General features: G+C 50.1%; 15 protein-coding genes. 3 read left to right on the forward strand and 12 right to left on the reverse strand.

The window, feature by feature from the left end:
* Window positions 1-66: 66 nt before the first annotated feature.
* The 6 genes from ACOJUN_RS22250 to crcB form a co-directional block, all read right to left on the reverse strand.
* Window positions 67-1,116 carry a hypothetical protein gene (locus ACOJUN_RS22250; RefSeq protein WP_422134045.1) on the reverse strand — a complete coding sequence of 350 codons (1,050 nt, stop codon included), beginning with the start codon at window positions 1,114-1,116 and terminating at the stop codon, window positions 67-69.
* Window positions 1,117-1,312: 196 nt separating this feature from the next.
* Window positions 1,313-2,491, reverse strand: coding sequence for a hypothetical protein (locus tag ACOJUN_RS22255; protein WP_422134046.1), 1,179 nt, complete (start codon window positions 2,489-2,491; stop codon window positions 1,313-1,315).
* A 71-nt stretch (window positions 2,492-2,562) separates the two neighbouring features.
* Window positions 2,563-3,633, reverse strand: a complete 1,071-nt coding sequence (locus ACOJUN_RS22260) for a hypothetical protein (RefSeq protein ID WP_422134047.1) — start codon at window positions 3,631-3,633, stop codon at window positions 2,563-2,565.
* Window positions 3,634-3,787: 154 nt separating this feature from the next.
* Window positions 3,788-5,389: a hypothetical protein gene (locus ACOJUN_RS22265; protein WP_422134048.1), complete on the reverse strand. Its 1,602-nt coding sequence runs from the start codon at window positions 5,387-5,389 to the stop codon at window positions 3,788-3,790.
* A 191-nt stretch (window positions 5,390-5,580) separates the two neighbouring features.
* Entirely contained in the window at window positions 5,581-7,026 is a 1,446-nt protein-coding gene (locus ACOJUN_RS22270) for a hypothetical protein (RefSeq protein WP_422134049.1), read from the reverse strand.
* Between the two features lie 112 nt (window positions 7,027-7,138).
* On the reverse strand, window positions 7,139-7,528 hold the full coding sequence (gene crcB / locus ACOJUN_RS22275) for a fluoride efflux transporter CrcB (RefSeq protein ID WP_422134050.1): 390 nt from the start codon (window positions 7,526-7,528) through the stop codon (window positions 7,139-7,141).
* 250 nt (window positions 7,529-7,778) lie between these two features.
* Between crcB and ACOJUN_RS22280 the strand changes: the two genes are divergently transcribed.
* Both ACOJUN_RS22280 and ACOJUN_RS22285 read left to right on the forward strand, forming a co-directional pair.
* The gene (locus ACOJUN_RS22280) at window positions 7,779-8,126 is read left to right on the forward strand and encodes a type II toxin-antitoxin system RelE/ParE family toxin (RefSeq protein ID WP_422134051.1); all 348 of its coding nucleotides are present in this window, start codon (window positions 7,779-7,781) and stop codon (window positions 8,124-8,126) included.
* Window positions 8,110-8,391 (forward strand): addiction module antidote protein, encoded by a 282-nt coding sequence (locus ACOJUN_RS22285; protein ID WP_317146204.1) that lies wholly within the window; start codon window positions 8,110-8,112, stop codon window positions 8,389-8,391. Before ACOJUN_RS22280 ends, ACOJUN_RS22285 begins: the two co-directional genes overlap by 17 nt.
* 39 nt (window positions 8,392-8,430) lie before the next feature.
* On the opposite strand, the gene ACOJUN_RS22290 is transcribed toward ACOJUN_RS22285, so the two are convergent.
* Entirely contained in the window at window positions 8,431-8,622 is a 192-nt protein-coding gene (locus ACOJUN_RS22290; protein WP_422134052.1) for a hypothetical protein, read from the reverse strand.
* Between the two features lie 30 nt (window positions 8,623-8,652).
* Between ACOJUN_RS22290 and ACOJUN_RS22295 the strand changes: the two genes are divergently transcribed.
* A complete protein-coding gene (locus ACOJUN_RS22295; RefSeq protein ID WP_422134053.1) occupies window positions 8,653-9,360 on the forward strand; it encodes a class I SAM-dependent methyltransferase in 708 nt (235 codons plus the stop codon).
* A gap of 3 nt (window positions 9,361-9,363) precedes the next feature.
* Here ACOJUN_RS22295 and ACOJUN_RS22300 read toward each other — a convergent pair whose 3' ends face one another.
* The 5 genes from ACOJUN_RS22300 to ACOJUN_RS22320 all read right to left on the reverse strand — a co-directional run bounded on the left by ACOJUN_RS22300 (window position 9,364) and on the right by ACOJUN_RS22320 (window position 15,384).
* Entirely contained in the window at window positions 9,364-9,678 is a 315-nt protein-coding gene (locus tag ACOJUN_RS22300) for a hypothetical protein (protein ID WP_422134054.1), read from the reverse strand.
* A 104-nt stretch (window positions 9,679-9,782) separates the two neighbouring features.
* Complete coding sequence (locus ACOJUN_RS22305; protein WP_422137118.1) at window positions 9,783-11,060, reverse strand: replication-associated recombination protein A; 1,278 nt, start codon at window positions 11,058-11,060, stop codon at window positions 9,783-9,785.
* Window positions 11,061-11,122: 62 nt separating this feature from the next.
* Window positions 11,123-11,836 (reverse strand): outer membrane lipoprotein chaperone LolA, encoded by a 714-nt coding sequence (gene lolA / locus ACOJUN_RS22310; RefSeq protein ID WP_422134055.1) that lies wholly within the window; start codon window positions 11,834-11,836, stop codon window positions 11,123-11,125.
* A 6-nt stretch (window positions 11,837-11,842) separates the two neighbouring features.
* On the reverse strand, window positions 11,843-14,275 hold the full coding sequence (locus tag ACOJUN_RS22315) for a DNA translocase FtsK (RefSeq protein WP_422134056.1): 2,433 nt from the start codon (window positions 14,273-14,275) through the stop codon (window positions 11,843-11,845).
* A gap of 113 nt (window positions 14,276-14,388) precedes the next feature.
* The gene (locus ACOJUN_RS22320) at window positions 14,389-15,384 is read right to left on the reverse strand and encodes a C45 family autoproteolytic acyltransferase/hydolase (RefSeq protein WP_422134057.1); all 996 of its coding nucleotides are present in this window, start codon (window positions 15,382-15,384) and stop codon (window positions 14,389-14,391) included.
* Between the last annotated feature and the right edge of the window lie 317 nt (window positions 15,385-15,701).

Here is a 15,701-nt window from a genome sequence, read left to right on the forward strand (position 1 = left end):
TCAGGGCAGAACGTTTAATTGTGGAAATTGTTTAGCGAAACGGGGGCCCTGGCTGACGTTTGCAGCCTATCCTCTTTTAGCTCTTCTTCGCGGAGGTTCCGGTTCACATATATCTTTCACTATTGATACCACCGTGAAGATGACCACCAAGGAAAACGGAATCATGATCACAGGTTTGATCCAATGTTCCCAATCATTGTCAGCCCCGAAAGGCTCTTCACTGACCGGTTTTTCTTCATCCAGAACCCTGCGAATCTGCTGGTACCACTCAATACCATAATCTTCATGATCAGCAGCTTTCATAAACAGAGCGGAGAGGTCTTCCTGATACTGACGCCATTTGCTCCCCCCGCTCTCTGTATGCCAGAGGGTGTCATGGCTGTTAAACCGTTCAGTCAAAAAGGAAAGAAAAAAAGCAAATGAAGGATCACTGGCAATCTCCGGTATCCGTTTGAAGCGGTTTACCGTGTGGCTAAGAGAACGGAGCGCCTTACCACGGAGAAAAAGCTCCTGCATTTCCACCACTATAAAACCCAGTTGCCGGGCTAACTGTTCCCGGGAAACCGGGTTAGACGGGAATTCTCTGAAACTGTTCTGCACAGCCTCCTGAATCAGGCTCTCCATAGAGTCCATACGATCTTCAGCGACGACCCCCTGAAGCAACACAGGCCGGGTTCGATACCAATGAACGACATCCCCGGATTCCTCCATGGCAGGAGCATTACTGAATGCCTGCAGGAGATGGAACATGGAACAGTCTGGGTGACTGTCAACCACCTTTTCGCTACCAATGACTTTCGAAGTAGTATGCCGGATAGCCAGCTGGATGAGGTTGGTGAGAAGTTGCTGTCGGGCTTCTGTCCGATTCTCTGTTGCAGAGTGACCTTCCGACCAAAGATCCTGATAATAGTAGTCATAGACTTGCCGCACTGAAACCATGATGGCTTCTAACAGCCTTTTATTTTCTTCGGCAAAGACGAAACTAAAATAGAGGCCGTTGACACTGAGCCGGGCATTCCTGTGAGCTTTCTGCTCGGGTGACTCAACACTGCTCCAACAGGAAGCCACCAGCATAAGATTAAAAAACAGAAACCATAAACTACGAAAAAGAAGCATCTGCCCCCCTATTTCCTGAAAAATTTACAAAGCATAGGACAATCAACTAGGAGGCTGAAAAAGTCATTAAAATAAACCCCAACAACTCGTTTCCACGCTGGAGCATGGGAACGAGTCAAAAAATCCCAACTGAAGCTGGTAAATTAGGTTGAGCGCTCTGCCTGATGTCCTTTGCAGCCTATCCTCAAACAGCTACTCATACCCTTGGTACAAACATTTCATATACATGTGCAGTTCTCAAAAGATGAGCCACCGCGTTGATCATCAGCATGCTAAAAATAGCAATCAGCTCAAGTCCGATCTTTCGATCCAGTAAATCGCTGATCATGTTCACGTAGTCTTTCCTGACTGGCTCTTTATTGACCGGCTTTTTATTGACCGGCTTTTTATTGACCGGCTTATTATTGACCGGCTTATTATTGAATAGCTTTCCACTATCCAGAATTCTGCGAACCAGCTGGTAAAACTCAAAACCATAATTTTCATGATTAGCGGCTTGCGAAAACAGGACGGAGAGGCCTCCCTGAAACTTAAGCCATTTGCTCCCCAGGCTCTTTGTATGCCAGAGGGTGTCATTGCTGTTAAACAGCTCAGTCAAAAAGGAAAGATAAAGAGTGAATGCAGGATCATTGGCAATCTCCGGGTTCTGTTTTTGCTGCTCTATCTTGTAGCTGAGAGACCGGAGCGCCCTGCCACGGAGAAAAAGCTCCTGCATTTCCAGCAGAATATAGCCGAGTTGCCAGGCTAACTGTACCCGGGTAAGTGGCTCATAATAGAATGCCCTCTTCACCACAAATCTTGGTAATAACTGTTCCCAGGTAAGTGGGTGAGACGGGAATTCTCTGAAACTGTTCTTTACCGCCTCCTGAATCAGGTTCTCCATGGAGTCCGTACGATCTTCAGCCAGAATCCCCTGAAGCAACACCGGCTGATTTTGATACCAATCAATAACATCCCGGGATTCCTCCAGAGCAGGAATACTATTGAATACCTGCAGAAAATGAAGCGAGGGACTGCAAGGGCGACTGTCATCCATACCATTGTCACCGGTGACTTTTGCAATAGTATGACGGATGGCCTCCTGAACAAGACTGGTAAGCAGCCGCTGCCGATCTTCTTTCTGACTGTCTGGAGTAAAATGACTTTCCAGCGACTGATACTGCTCATCGCGGTCATAGACTTTCCGTGCAGAAACCATGATGGTTTCTAGCAGCATCTTATTTTCTCCGGCAAAGACGTAACCAAAATAGAGATTGCTTATGTCGTACTGGACATCTATGAGAGCTTTCCGCCCGACTGACTCAACACTGCCCCGACAGGAAGCCACCAGCATCAGACTGAAAAGCAGAGACCATAAACCACGAAAAAGAAGCACCCGCCCCCCCCCTATGCCCTGACAAATTCAGAAAGCATAGGACAATCGACTAGTGGGTGCAGATAAAGTCATTAGAATTGCCCTTGGTGAAGGCGTATACGGTACGCAAAATCTTCCACAATAACGATCATCAGCCAATCAACCACAAGCCAAAGGGTAAATTTCTCCCTTGGGCCCACTTCAATGCAGTACAGGTAGTATTTGATGTCATTCCAGTACGAGTAGTATTTCCTGGTCGGCTTTTCATGGAGCAGCTTTTCACCATCCAGAATTCTGCGAACCCGCTGGTACCGCTCAATACCATAATTTTCATGATGAGCGGCTTTCATAAACAGGGCGTAGAGGTCTTCCTGATACTGACGCCATTTGCTCCCCAGGCTCTTTCTATGCCAGAGGGCTTCATGGCTGTTAAAAAGTTCAGTCAAAAAGGAAAGATAAAGAATAAATGCAGGATCACCGGCAATCTTCGGGTTCTGTTTTTGCTGCTCTATCTCGTAGCTGAGAGACCGGAGCCCCCTGCCACGGAGAAAAAGCTCCTGCATTTCCAGCAGAATAAAACCGAGTTGCCGGGCTAACTGTTTCCGGGAAAATGGGTTGGACGGAAATTCTCTGAAACTGTTCTGTACCGCCTCCTGAATCAGGCTCTCCATGGAGTCCCTGCGATCTTCAGTCGGCACCCCCTGAAGCAACACCGGCTGGTTTCGATACCAATGAATAACATCCCGGGATTCCTCCATGGCAGGAGAACCACTGAATGCCTGCAGGAGATGAAACATGGAACGGTCCCGGTAACTGTCATCTATATCATCGTTACCAGTGATTTTCGCAATAGTATGGCGGGTAGCCTGCTGGACAAGTCTGGTGAGCAGCTGCCGCCGGTGCTCTGTCTGATTGTCAGGAGCAAAATGACTTTCCGGCCACTGATACAGCTCATAGCGGTCATAAACTTTCCGTACTGAAACCATAATGGCTTCTAACAGCCTGTTATTTTCTTCGGCAAAGACGTGACCAAAATAAAGACCGTTGATGTCGTAATGGACATCTATGAGAGCTGTCCGTTCGAGTGATTCAACACTGCCCCAACAGGTGGCCACCAGCATCAGATTCAAAAACACAGACCATAAACCGCAGAAAATAAACATCCGCCACCCCAATGTCCTGACAAATTCAGGGAGCATAGGACAATCCACTGGCAGGTGCCGAAAAACTAATTAATGGTTCAGATTGAGACGTTCCCGGCAGGCAAATGAGGACACTGCCGGGCCTCCAAACATGGAATCAGGCACATAAATGACCTCAATTCCAGTCCGCATCCCGTCCCTGTACCTCAGTGGCAGTGGCAGTACCAAAGCTGACATAACCACTGTCGTCATCACTGCTTAGAAAATTATAAGTGAAGCTCGATGAAGACTCCGACCCGTTTTGTTGCGAGGTTGTTTCAGCGTATGAGGACGTCCAGGCTCTTTCATTAGCCTGTTCCTGCTCTTTTCTGCGGCGTTCTTTATATTCTTCCTGCTCCCTTTGTCGGCGAATTTCATCTTTTTCTGTCCAGATATAGCGTTCTTTCCTTAAATACCTGTAGAGCTCTGTCAGCGATATCTGCATGTAGATATCAGCTATGTCCATGTTACAGAAAAGGGGATTCAGAACCCCAGCCTGGATCAGTACATTTTTTATGATCTTTTCTTCAAAGCCTTCCGCAGCTTCTTTGACTTCCTTCCTGTCAGTTTCGTTGGGTTTCCAGTCCCTTCCCTGCGGATCTTCCCGCCCGGGTTTGTTGAGTGTTTTGCCCAATTTCCTTTGCAGATTCTCCTCCTGCCGCCGCTCCTGCCTGCCCTGCTCAGCTTCATGTTCAGACATTCCCAGACAGATCATGGTGGTGACAAATGCGCCAAACATAACACTCATCCCAAGCACCACTCTAAAGGGAGTGAGTTCAAACCAGCCTTCCCACTCATCATCATCATCCCGGTAGTAATGCCTGTGCGGTTTCTGAGCGGGCGTTGGTCGGGTAACAGGCACTGGCTTTTTACCATCGAGAATCCTGCGAATCTGCTGGTACCATTCATTGCCATAACCTTCACGATCAGCGGCTTTCATAAACAGGGCGGAGAGGTCTTCCTGATAATGACGACGTTTGCTGTCGGTATGCCAGAGAGTAGGATGCTTGTTAAAGGCTTCCGTCAGCAGGGACAGGTAAATGGTAAATGCAGGGTCTCTGGCAATCTGCGGGTTCTTTTTTTGCTTGTCTACCTTGTAACTGAGTAAACGAAGCGCCTTGCCCCGAAGAAACAGCTCCTGCATTTCAACCAGGATAAAACCGAGTTGCCGGGCTAACTGTTCCCGGGTAAGCGGGTCAGACGGGAATTCTTTAAAACTGTTCTGCACAGCCTCCTGAATCAGGCTCTCCATGGAGTCCATACGATCTTCAGCCAGAACCCCCTTAAGCATCACCGGCCTGGTCTGGAACCAATGAGCAACATCCAGGGATTCCTGCATGGATGGCGCATTGCTCAGTGCCTGCAGAATATGAAACATGGGAAGATAACTGTCTTCCGTGTCATCGTTACCATTGATTTTCGCAATAGCATGGCGGGTGGCCTGTTGAACCAGCTCGGTGAGTAGCTGCTGTCGGGCTTCTGTCTGATAGCCAGATGCAGTCTGACATTCCAGCCTCTTATCCAACTCATCGCGGTCATAGATTCGCCGCACTGAAACCATGATGGCTTTTAACAGCCTCTCATTTTCTTCTGCAAAGACGTAATCGAAATAGAGTCTGTTAATATTGTCCCGGGCATTCCTGGCAGCTTTCTCTCCGGGTGAATCAACGCTGCCCCAACAGGAAACTACCAGCATCAGACTGAAAAACACGGACCACAAACCGCGAAAAAAAAACATCCGGCACCCCTGCGCCCTGACAAATTCAGAAAGCATAGGACAACCATCTTGCAGGTTCTGAAAAAATTATTGGCTCAGGCTGCGTTCGGTTTAAAGAGCGGCCGGATACCCTGATAACCCAGACTGGCTCCCGGCAGGCAGACAGGAACAATGTCGGGCACACAGACGTAGAATCAAACAGATACATGACTTCATTCCCAGACCGCATCCCGACTCTGAACTTGTTCAGTAGAGGGTGTACCAAAGCTGTCATAACCACCAAAGCTGCCATAACCACCAGAGCTGCCATAACCACTGCCGCCATTACCGCTGCCTGGAGGACTGAAAATGGAGCCAAATGCCTCCCCTGACCCGTCTTGATGATGAGTTGATTGAGTGGCTTGTCTTTTAGCCTCTTCCTCCTGTCTTCTCAGGCGTCTTTCCTCTTCTACTGCCCAGATATCGCCTTCTTCCCACGAATAGATGTATAGCCTTGGCTGTGGAGACTGCATGAAACTGACCTGCTTCCCTTCAGCGCTGTTAGGTCTCAAGTTCCTTCCCTGGGGACCTTTCCGCCCGGGTTTGTCGATGCCCGATTCTGTGTCATATTCGAAGGAGATCGCCATGTAAACCGCAGCGCAGGTCAACACGCCAAGCATAGCCCCCATCCCAAGCGCTGCTTTTAACACAGTGGGTTGATACCAGGCTTCCCCATTACTTTCATGCCGATTGTGATGGCTGCCCGGATTCTGAACGGGCGGCGGTGGTGGTGTAACAGGCACCATCTTTTCAACAGCCAGAATCCTGCGGATCTGCTGGTACCACTCATGACCATAATCTTCACGATCTGTGGCTTTCATAAACAGCGCGGAGAGATTTTCCTGATACTGACGACGTTTGCTGTCTGTATGCCAGAGGGTGGGATGACTGTTAAAGGTTTTAGTCAGCAGGGACAGGTAAATGCTAAATGCCGGGTCTCTGGCAATCTTCGGGTTCTGCTTTTGCCGATCTACCTTGTGGCTTAGAGAACGAAGCACCTTGCCACGCAGAAAACGCTCCTGCATTTCCAGGAGAATAAAACCGATTTGCTGAGCTAATTGCTCCCGGGAAAGCTGGTTGGACGGGAATTCTCTGAAACTGTTTTGCACAGCCTCCTGAATCAGGCTTTCCATGGAATCCATGCGATCTTCAGCCAGAACCCCCTGAAGCAGTAAGGGCCGGGTGTGGAACCAGTGAGCAACATCCTGGGATTCCCGCATGGATGGCGCATTGCTGACTGCCTCCAGGAGATGAAACATGGAACGATCACTGCCATCCAGCTCCTCGTCACCATTGATTTTTGCGATAGTATGCCGGGTTGCCTGCTGGACCAGCCCGGTGAGAAGCTGCTGTCGGGCTTCGGTCTGATTGCCTGTTGCAGAGTGGCCTTCCAGCCAATGATCCAGCTCATAGTGGTCATAAAGTCGCCTTACAGAAACCATGATGGCTTTTAACAGCTTCTCGTTTTCTTCTGCAAAGACGTAGTCAAAATAGAGTCTGTTGAGATTTTCCCGGGCGTACCTGAGCGCTTTCTGCTCAGGTGAATCAACACTGCCCCAACAGGAAGCAACCAACACAAGACTGACAAAAACGGAACTAATTATTCGAAAAAGATACATCCTATACCTCCTTTTCTTTAAAGAATATTTTCCTTAACAAACCCCGGAAGCATAGGACAATCTACTGGCAGGTGCAGAAATAGCGATAAACGGTTGAGCCTGTATCCAGGTTCTAAAGCGCCCAGCGGACCCCCTGATAACCCAGCCAGGTTCCCAGCAGGCAAACAAGAACACTGCCAAGCCCATAGGCCAGGGCAGTCAGAAGCTGATCGGATTGAAGCAATCTCATCAGATCCAGAGAGAAGGTTGAGAAAGTGGTCAGTGCGCCCAGAAAACCGGTCATCACAAAGACCTTCCAGGTGGGTGATAACATGGCTTTTTCTGTCAGCAGGTACCAGCAAACTCCCATGATAACTGATCCCACCAGGTTAACCGTCAGCGTCGGAAAATGATGCAGATGAGGATTACGGGTCAGCACAAACAGCTCATAGACAAATGCTCTGAGAAGGGCTCCCAGTGCACCACCCGCAGCGACGGCTATCCAGTGTGTAGCTTGCATCATAATTCCTGTTTGTTTTCTGGTCACAGTTCTGCCCGTAGCCGCTTTTGCTACGTCAGGCGTGACCAGACTAATAGTGTTTGATCTGTGCCAAGATAACACGGGCTCCCTGGCATTGGCAGTGGGACAAACAAGTCAGCCGACTGGACAGATATCTCTGACCTGCTTCAATTGAACTGCCAGAACGGTTCGCCAAAAATCACGCCAAAGGTTCCAAAAAATCAGACACTTCAGGGCGGAGCAATTTGCAAAAATGTATCCTATAGGTTACAGTCTAAAAATTATGAAATACGATTTAGTGGCCACAGAGGTATTCCAGAAGTGGCGCAAAGGCCTTAAAGACCGCCAAGCGGCGGAGGCTATCGCCATAAGGCTTGAGCGGGTCAGGGTCGGCCATCTCGGAGATGTCCAGTCCGTTGGAAACCAGGTCAGTGAGATGAGAATTTTTGTTGGTAAAGGATACCGCCTCTATTTCACAATCCGGAACCGTCAGCTAATCGTACTCTTATGCGGTGGCGACAAAAGTAGCCAAAAGCGGGATATTCTCAAAGCCCACACATTGATAGAACAAATGAGGGATGACGATGGCACTGAAACTTGAACCTTTTAACCCTGTGGAAATGCTGGAAACCGATGACGAGATTGCACACTTTCTGGCTGAAGCTTATCTGGACGACGACCCAGCTGTTTTCGTGCTGGCTCTGGGTGATGTGGTTAAGAAAAAAGGGGTCGCTCAATTGGCCAGACAAACCGGGCTGAGCCGGGAGAGCCTTTACAAAACCTTCAATGGCAGGGTGCAGCCCCGTTGGGATACGGTTCACCGCCTGCTGAAATCACTGGGTGTTAAGCTCACTGTTGCAGCTTGAATCGCCAACGCGGTTCTTATGTGCTCTATATGATCGATGTCATCGACGACCATGAGCTTCAAGGTTGATCTCGACCAGCGCCTGATGCTCTGATTTGCAGCGGAAGTGCGCCTTATTCCATGTTTTCCAGATTCCGCGAGCTCCCAGGCATTGGCAGTGGGACAAACAGGTCAGCCGACTGGACAGATATCTCTGACCTGCTTCAATAACAGTGGGTCTCCCGTCTTTCATTCCATCATCAGAGTACACCCCGGTAAGCCGATGAAACATCGTTCAGAAGTCGATATTTTTAATGAACAATGGCAGTGCTACCGCTGGCTGGTCGATAACAATGTCATGGGGCACCAGCAGCTGATGCGTCTTGCTACCCGTAAACTCATGCAGCACTACGGCGATCAAAAAGTAAATCTGCTTGATCTTGGCTGTGGCGATGCGTCACTGGCAGCAGAGATGACCAGAGAGCTATCGCTAACCTCTTACACGGCAGTCGATCTTGCTGAATCTGTTTTAGCCATGGCCAAAGAAAACATGCAAAAACCCGGTGTTGATTCACAGTTCTTTCTCAGTAATATTTTCGAACCCCTGCCAGGCAGAGGCTCCTACAACCTGATCTTCAGCAGTTTCGCCATTCATCATGGCTCCCTGTCGGAAAAACAGGCGCTTTTCTCGGAACTCAGGAACAAGGCAGACCCCAACAGCCTGTTTGTGATGATTGATGCCATCAGGCTTGATCAACAGAGTCGGGATCAATACATCGAAAAAGTTGGCCAGTACTTCAAAAGTATTTCGGAACTTCAGGGCGACTGGCAGAACCTTGTTCTGGATCACGTCAGCCAGTTCGACTTCCCGGAAAGTATTGCGCAGCTTTGTGAAATAGGTGAGCAGGCTCGCTGGCAGCTGCTGGATCACCAGATAGTGAAAGAGCTGCCGGACTATCCGGCAGCGATCATGGTTTTTCAGGCGATTTGAGTATTATCTGTAAACCGGTAGCGTCCCACTGAACCTGTCACTGCAGAAAGAAACAGACCCTGTGGTGATTTTACATTGGCGGTGAATACCCTTATCCGGAACAATAGCCGACCCGCTGTATTTTTGTTCACAACCAGAAACCCTTCCCTGAATGATTTCGCACTGACGGTAGGCACCATTATTTTCAATCACCGCTGCACCGGTATACTTGCCACCACATTGGCTGATCTGACCATGACTGATTGAGCAGGTGCGATATTCACCGGCAAGGGTTATGCCTGACATCAGCAGGCTGGACAGGAATATCCAGAACTTCATTTTAAATACCCGGGGAAACTTTGCGCTTGCAGATTAACTTCATCATGATTGAGGTTCATCGGGGCCCATGGCTATCTTTCAGTTGTCACGAGAACCAGTATGGATCAGTCTTCCTGACGTCGGCGAACAGGACTCTGCTGATCCCATTGCGCCAGTTTCTCAAGCTTCTCGCGAATCTTGATTTCCAGCCCACGATCATTGGGCTGGTAGTACTTTCGGGCCTCCATATTCTCCGGAAAATAGCATTCACCGGCTGCATAGGCATTGGGCTCGTCATGAGCATAGCGGTATTCAGAACCGTAGCCCAGGGATCCCATTAGCTGGGTGGGAGCATTTCTGAGATGGTTCGGAACGTCAAAGGAAGGGTTTCCTTTGACATCGGCCATCGCCGCCTTCCAGGCCAGGTAGACGGCGTTACTCTTGGGCGCACAGGCACAATAAACCGTGGCATGGGCCAGAGCCAGCAGCCCTTCCGGACTGCCCAGCCGCTCATAAGCCTGCCAGGCATTCATGGTCATCTCCAGCGCTCTTGGGTCAGCATTGCCAATGTCTTCACTGGCAATCGCTACCAGTCTGCGAATGATATAGAGTGGATCAGCGCCACCATCCACCATTCTGGCAGCCCAGTAAAGTGCGGCATCGGGATCAGAACCTCTTACGGATTTATGAAAGGCTGATATCTGATCGTAAAATGCATCACCGCCCTTGTCGAAACGTCGGCCACTGTCGGCGAGAATCTCGGTCACCGTTGCCACTTTAATCTGGCCATCCTCACTGAGATCTGCCGCTACTTCCAGAGTATTCAGAACCCGTCTGGCATCGCCATCGCCATAACGCACCAGAATATCTTCGGCTTCAGGCTCCAGCGAAACAGGACTGCCCTTAAAACCCCGTTCGTCAGACAGAGCCTGATGGAGCACTTCTCTGAGGGCATCTTCCGTCAGCGGTTTTAATACATAAACCCGGGCCCTGGAGAGCAAGGCGTTGTTTAACTCAAAGGAAGGATTCTCGGTAGTAGCACCGATAAAGGTGATGGTGCCATCTTCAATATGGGGCAGAAAAGCGTCCTGCTGGGACTTGTTAAAACGATGCACCTCATCCACAAACAAAATGGTTTTGCGCTGACGGGTCATCTGCTCATCCCGGGCTCTGGCGACCGCAGCCCGAATGTCTTTGACACCAGAGAGTACCGCAGACAGTGTTTCAAAGTGGGCATCGCAGACACCGGCAACCAACCGGGCCAGGGTTGTTTTCCCGACCCCCGGTGGCCCCCAGAAAATCATGGAGTGAATGGCACCCTGCTGCAAAGCTTCACGCAGAGGTTTGCCCCTGGCCAGTATATGCTCCTGCCCCAGGTACTCATCCAGATTGCGGGGCCTCATGCGCGCGGCAAGGGGCTCATATCGGGATGACTCGTCGTCAAACAAACCGGCAGAATACACAGCTAACCCCGGGTCTCATCAATGACATCAAAACCTTTGGGAGGTTTTACCTTGAACAGGCTGTCATTCAGGTGCGTGTTTTCCTTTACCCCGGTGAACAGGATTCTGCGCTTGCCACCCAGAGAATCAGACAACTCAATAGCGCTTAGCTTCCCCTGGCGAAAATCAATATCCAGCTTCTCAAACAGGTCTGACGCCTCTTTGGGTGTCAGAGTGAATCTCTCATTGCGATCCTTGCTATAGACAGAAACCTTGTACTGTTTCAGCAACTCACGGGCATTCCCTGTCAGCAGTCTGGCTGGCGTATTGGCCATGCGCGCATCCTGCTTCTGGATGATCACCTGCTGGAGTTCAGGGTCTACCATCCAGACTTTATTGCCCTGGGCAACGATCTCCTGTTCAAAAGGTTCCCTGGTTAGCCAGCGAAAAAGATCAGGACGTTTCATTTGCATCTCCCCGGATTCTGTCTTGGTACGACCATCAGAAGAGACCGCTTGCTGTTGAAAATGAGCACTCAGACTTTTTATGGACTGCAGTTTTTTGGCGAGAGCCTGAGAGGCTTTCTCATCGTTCAGCTCCTTGCTGACATCCAGCTTCTTGACTGGTTGAGCCTTCAGGGTAGTGGCTGAAACATTTTCCAGCGGGGTAGCCATGACCTGCGCTGAGACATTGAAAATAGCAGTAATTACAACCACTTGGGAAATTTTATTAAACACTCAACTTCAACCCTTCACGGGAGGTGGTGCGATCACCTCACGATTACCATTATGACCTGCCGGACTCACCACACCGGCTACTTCCATAGTTTCTATGATACGCGCAGCGCGGTTATAACCGATCTTTAATTTACGCTGCACTGACGAAATTGACGCTCTTCGGCTTTCAGTCACAAAGGCGACCGCTTCATCATACAGGGCGTCTTGCTCTGAATCTTCATCCAGTCCACCACTGAAAGCACTGCCGTCAGAGGCCGTATCGGCGCCACTGAGAACGGCTTCCACATAATCAGGCTTGCCCCGCTTCTTCCAGTCAGCAACCACCCGGTGCACTTCATCATCGCTGACAAAAGCACCGTGAACACGAATAGGAACACTGGTTCCCGGCGGCAGGTAGAGCATGTCGCCATGACCCAGCAATTGTTCTGCCCCACCCTGATCAATGATGGTGCGGGAGTCAATTTTACTGGACACCTGGAAACTGATTCGGGTCGGAACATTAGCTTTGATCAGGCCGGTAATGACATCCACCGAAGGACGCTGGGTTGCCAGTATCAAATGGATGCCCGCCGCACGGGCTTTCTGGGCAATCCGGGCAATCAGTTCTTCGACTTTCTTACCGACAATCATCATCATGTCAGCAAACTCATCCACCACCACGACAATGAACGGCAGTGATTCAAGCTCAGGGGCCAGATCACCAAGGGTCATGGCTTCATGGAATGGATCACGCAAAGGCTCGCCCGTAGCCGCCGCATCTTTGACCTTTTTGTTGTAGCCAGCAATATTCCTGACCCCCAGAGCCGCCATCAGCTTGTAGCGACGTTCCATTTCCGCCACACACCAGCGCAGGGCGTTGGCGGCTTCTTTCATGTCGGTCACTACGGGAGATAGCAAATGCGGAATACCGTCATAAATCGACAGTTCCAGCATTTTCGGGTCAATCATAATCAGACGAACGTCTTCCGGCCCGGATTTGAAGAGCATGGAGAGCAGCATGGCATTAACGCCAACCGACTTACCGGAACCGGTAGTCCCTGCCACCAGCAGGTGCGGCATTCTTGCCAGATCTACCACCACCGGCTGACCGGCAATATCATGTCCAAGCGCCAGACTGAGAGGGGATGCGGCTTGTTCGTAAGCTCTGGAAGCAATCAATTCTGCAAAGAACACCGTTTCCCGGTCGTCGTTGGGAATTTCGATGCCCATCACTGACTTGCCAGGAATCACTTCAACCACCCGGACACTGACCACAGCCAGAGAACGGGCAAGATCCCTGGCCAGATTGGAAATCTTGCTGGCCTTGACTCCGGGCGCAGGCTGAATCTCATAACGGGTAATCACCGGACCCGGATGCACAGCGACCACTTCAGCTTTAACACCAAAGTCTGCCAGCTTGGCTTCCAGCAGGCGGGAGACAATGTCCAGCTCTTCCTGGTTAATACCGTTGCCATGATCTTTGATTTTGTCGAGTAAGCCCACGCCGGGTAGTTCACCTTCCGGCGGTATTTCAATGGCATCTTCTATATCGGCTAAAGGGCTTTTCCCGGGCACGGCAATTTTGCCGAGTCTGGTGGGTTTTGATTCGGGCTCAGGAGCCGGGAGAACCACTACAGGCTCCTGACGCTGCCCTGGAGCAAAGTCGGCAGGCTCCGGCTCAGGCTGAGCGGCTTGAAAGGCTTCACGATCCCTTTCACGTTGCTCTTTCCAATTAGCGATGCGAGCCCGGATGATTGCAACCAACCGGATAATACCCCTGCCTGTTCTGGCAAAAGTTATCTTTAATAACCGCCCGATTGTATCCAGAACCTGAAACCATGACAGATGGGTGTATAAAGTGAATCCCACCAGAAAAATGGCCAGCAAAATCAATGTGCTGCCGACCAGATTAAAAACAGGCAGTGACTGTTCCATAATCATGCGACCGAGAATACCACCGCTGCGGGCAGGCAAGCCTCTGCCGACTGTTTCCAGATGAATAGCAGCCAATGCTGCCCCTGTAGCCAGAGCCAGCAGTAATCCCAGTGAGCGCATAACAAACCAGCCGGGTTGCCAGCGCCAGGCACTGTATCGATATTGAAAAACCAGCACCGTTTTGATGACCAGCAGAACCGGTATCCACCAGGCAAATACACCAAACAGGGAAAACAGGACATCACTGAACCAGGCTCCCGCTCTGCCTGTGCTGTTTGCCACTTCTCCTTCATGGCCCACGTAGCTCCAGCCGGGATCTGTAGGGCTGTAAGAAAACAGCGCCAATGCAGTAAAAGCAGCCAGCACCAGCAGGAATAACATACCCGCTTCTCTCAGTCTCAGTACCAGAGCACTGGCTTCTTCAGTCCCTGCGCCAGAGTCCGCATCACGAATACCCGTTATGGCTTTGAGCATCGGCTTTTCTTTTGCGGCTCGCTTACGCTTCTTGGTGATCGGTTCGGACATTCGACTCCCGTTTAATCTCCTGACAGTCTCATCAATAGTTGCTCTGCGCGCAGAGCAGCTGACGGTTTATTTCAAGATACCATGCAACCCACACAGGGTCCCAGCATTGAATATTACGCCAGACGGTAACTCTCAAAACCCTGCTCAGGGTCGTGCCCCTCTCTCAACAACATTTGTCGTTTACCAAGATTCATTATCAGGGTCACCAGAGTTCCCGCATTTCCGGTCAGCTCATGATAACTGTAGGGCCTGAGAACCGGAAAAGGTTTTTCATTATTATCAAGCATTTGCATCATGGTCTTAAGGTTCAGTTGAGGGTTATACAGTAACCCATCCTCTAGCCGTTTGAGCCGGGTCTCAGTACACGGCTTTGATGAAGTTGGCTGGGCCTGGCCCGGCTGAAAGTAATGATTGGTATGCAGATAAGTAGCCTGTTCCGTGGATTGGAACCAGGGCTGATCAGGTGCCAACTCAACCGCTATGGTTTCATTTTTATCCGCGACCATAATGTGACTGGCCTTGCCTGCCCCGTGAGCCTCGATCAGGGAACGGGCCTCCTGAAGGCTTTGAGATTCCAGCAATGCTCTCAGTAAAATATGAACAGGTAAGCCGGTCAGTTTTCGAGTGGCGGGCAGAATATTCAGACAGACGCCCAGCCCCGCAGAGTTCATTCCGATTTTGGCCAGCATTCCCGGCTCGGTCATGGTCAGAAATCGATGACCGTTTTCGAGTTCAACATCTGCCAGGGCCAACTTGCCTGCAAGTGCTTCAGCCCAGTCCCAGTTTTGCCCTATCAGCCCCTGCCTTGGGAATGCGACAGAAGAACACTCAATGGGCGAGGACATAAGCTCACTGCGGGCGTTAATGCAATAAATCCAGAAAGGCTCAATGTCTGCGGCTTCGGCAATAGCATCCATCTCCACTTTATAGTGCGGTCTGAATGACAGAACTTTCTGCATCAGCAGATCAAGATGAGACTGTAAACGTTCCCTGTCTCTAAGAAAACGTGACCGGTAGTAATCCAGCACTGCGCTGATTTCATCGCGCATCTGCTCACCATGGATACGCCCCCGGTTTTTGGCTGATCCATTGAGCGCCAGTTTTTTCATCAATATGAGCCCCGAAATGTCCCGATTCATTAACAGCCCAATGCTCAATGGGCTTCCGTTGACGCTGCTGGTCTCGATTCTTGTGTCACTCTTCGTGGAAGATAACACAACAGAAAGCCAAGAAAAAAATCAGGATCATATGATTTCAGGAGTCGCTCCTGTATCAAAATCCCCGACAGAGAGTATCTTTCGATATCAAGCTATTGAGCCTTGCAGCTTTACCTTCACTGATGTCACTAAATATCATCCGTTTCAACTTCATACTTGACATAAAGCAATGAGGTTATAATCTGGATGCATGGCTTGGCTGACAGGCC

Source organism: Endozoicomonas sp. ALD040 (genome assembly GCF_049275945.1).
Lineage (GTDB): Bacteria > Pseudomonadota > Gammaproteobacteria > Pseudomonadales > Endozoicomonadaceae > Endozoicomonas_A.

Coding starts and splice junctions, on each gene's coding strand:
- ACOJUN_RS22250 (WP_422134045.1), bottom strand. CDS start 1,116: ATGCTTCTTTTTCGTAGTTTATGGTTTCTGTTTTTTAATCTTATGCTG.
- ACOJUN_RS22305 (WP_422137118.1), bottom strand. CDS start 11,060: ATGAGGCCCCGCAATCTGGATGAGTACCTGGGGCAGGAGCATATACTG.
- ACOJUN_RS22260 (WP_422134047.1), bottom strand. CDS start 3,633: ATGTTTATTTTCTGCGGTTTATGGTCTGTGTTTTTGAATCTGATGCTG.
- crcB (WP_422134050.1), bottom strand. CDS start 7,528: ATGATGCAAGCTACACACTGGATAGCCGTCGCTGCGGGTGGTGCACTG.
- ACOJUN_RS22280 (WP_422134051.1), top strand. CDS start 7,779: ATGTATCCTATAGGTTACAGTCTAAAAATTATGAAATACGATTTAGTG.
- ACOJUN_RS22265 (WP_422134048.1), bottom strand. CDS start 5,389: ATGTTTTTTTTTCGCGGTTTGTGGTCCGTGTTTTTCAGTCTGATGCTG.
- ACOJUN_RS22295 (WP_422134053.1), top strand. CDS start 8,653: ATGAAACATCGTTCAGAAGTCGATATTTTTAATGAACAATGGCAGTGC.
- ACOJUN_RS22315 (WP_422134056.1), bottom strand. CDS start 14,275: ATGTCCGAACCGATCACCAAGAAGCGTAAGCGAGCCGCAAAAGAAAAG.
- ACOJUN_RS22290 (WP_422134052.1), bottom strand. CDS start 8,622: ATGAAAGACGGGAGACCCACTGTTATTGAAGCAGGTCAGAGATATCTG.
- ACOJUN_RS22285 (WP_317146204.1), top strand. CDS start 8,110: ATGGCACTGAAACTTGAACCTTTTAACCCTGTGGAAATGCTGGAAACC.
- ACOJUN_RS22300 (WP_422134054.1), bottom strand. CDS start 9,678: ATGAAGTTCTGGATATTCCTGTCCAGCCTGCTGATGTCAGGCATAACC.
- ACOJUN_RS22270 (WP_422134049.1), bottom strand. CDS start 7,026: ATGTATCTTTTTCGAATAATTAGTTCCGTTTTTGTCAGTCTTGTGTTG.
- ACOJUN_RS22320 (WP_422134057.1), bottom strand. CDS start 15,384: ATGAAAAAACTGGCGCTCAATGGATCAGCCAAAAACCGGGGGCGTATC.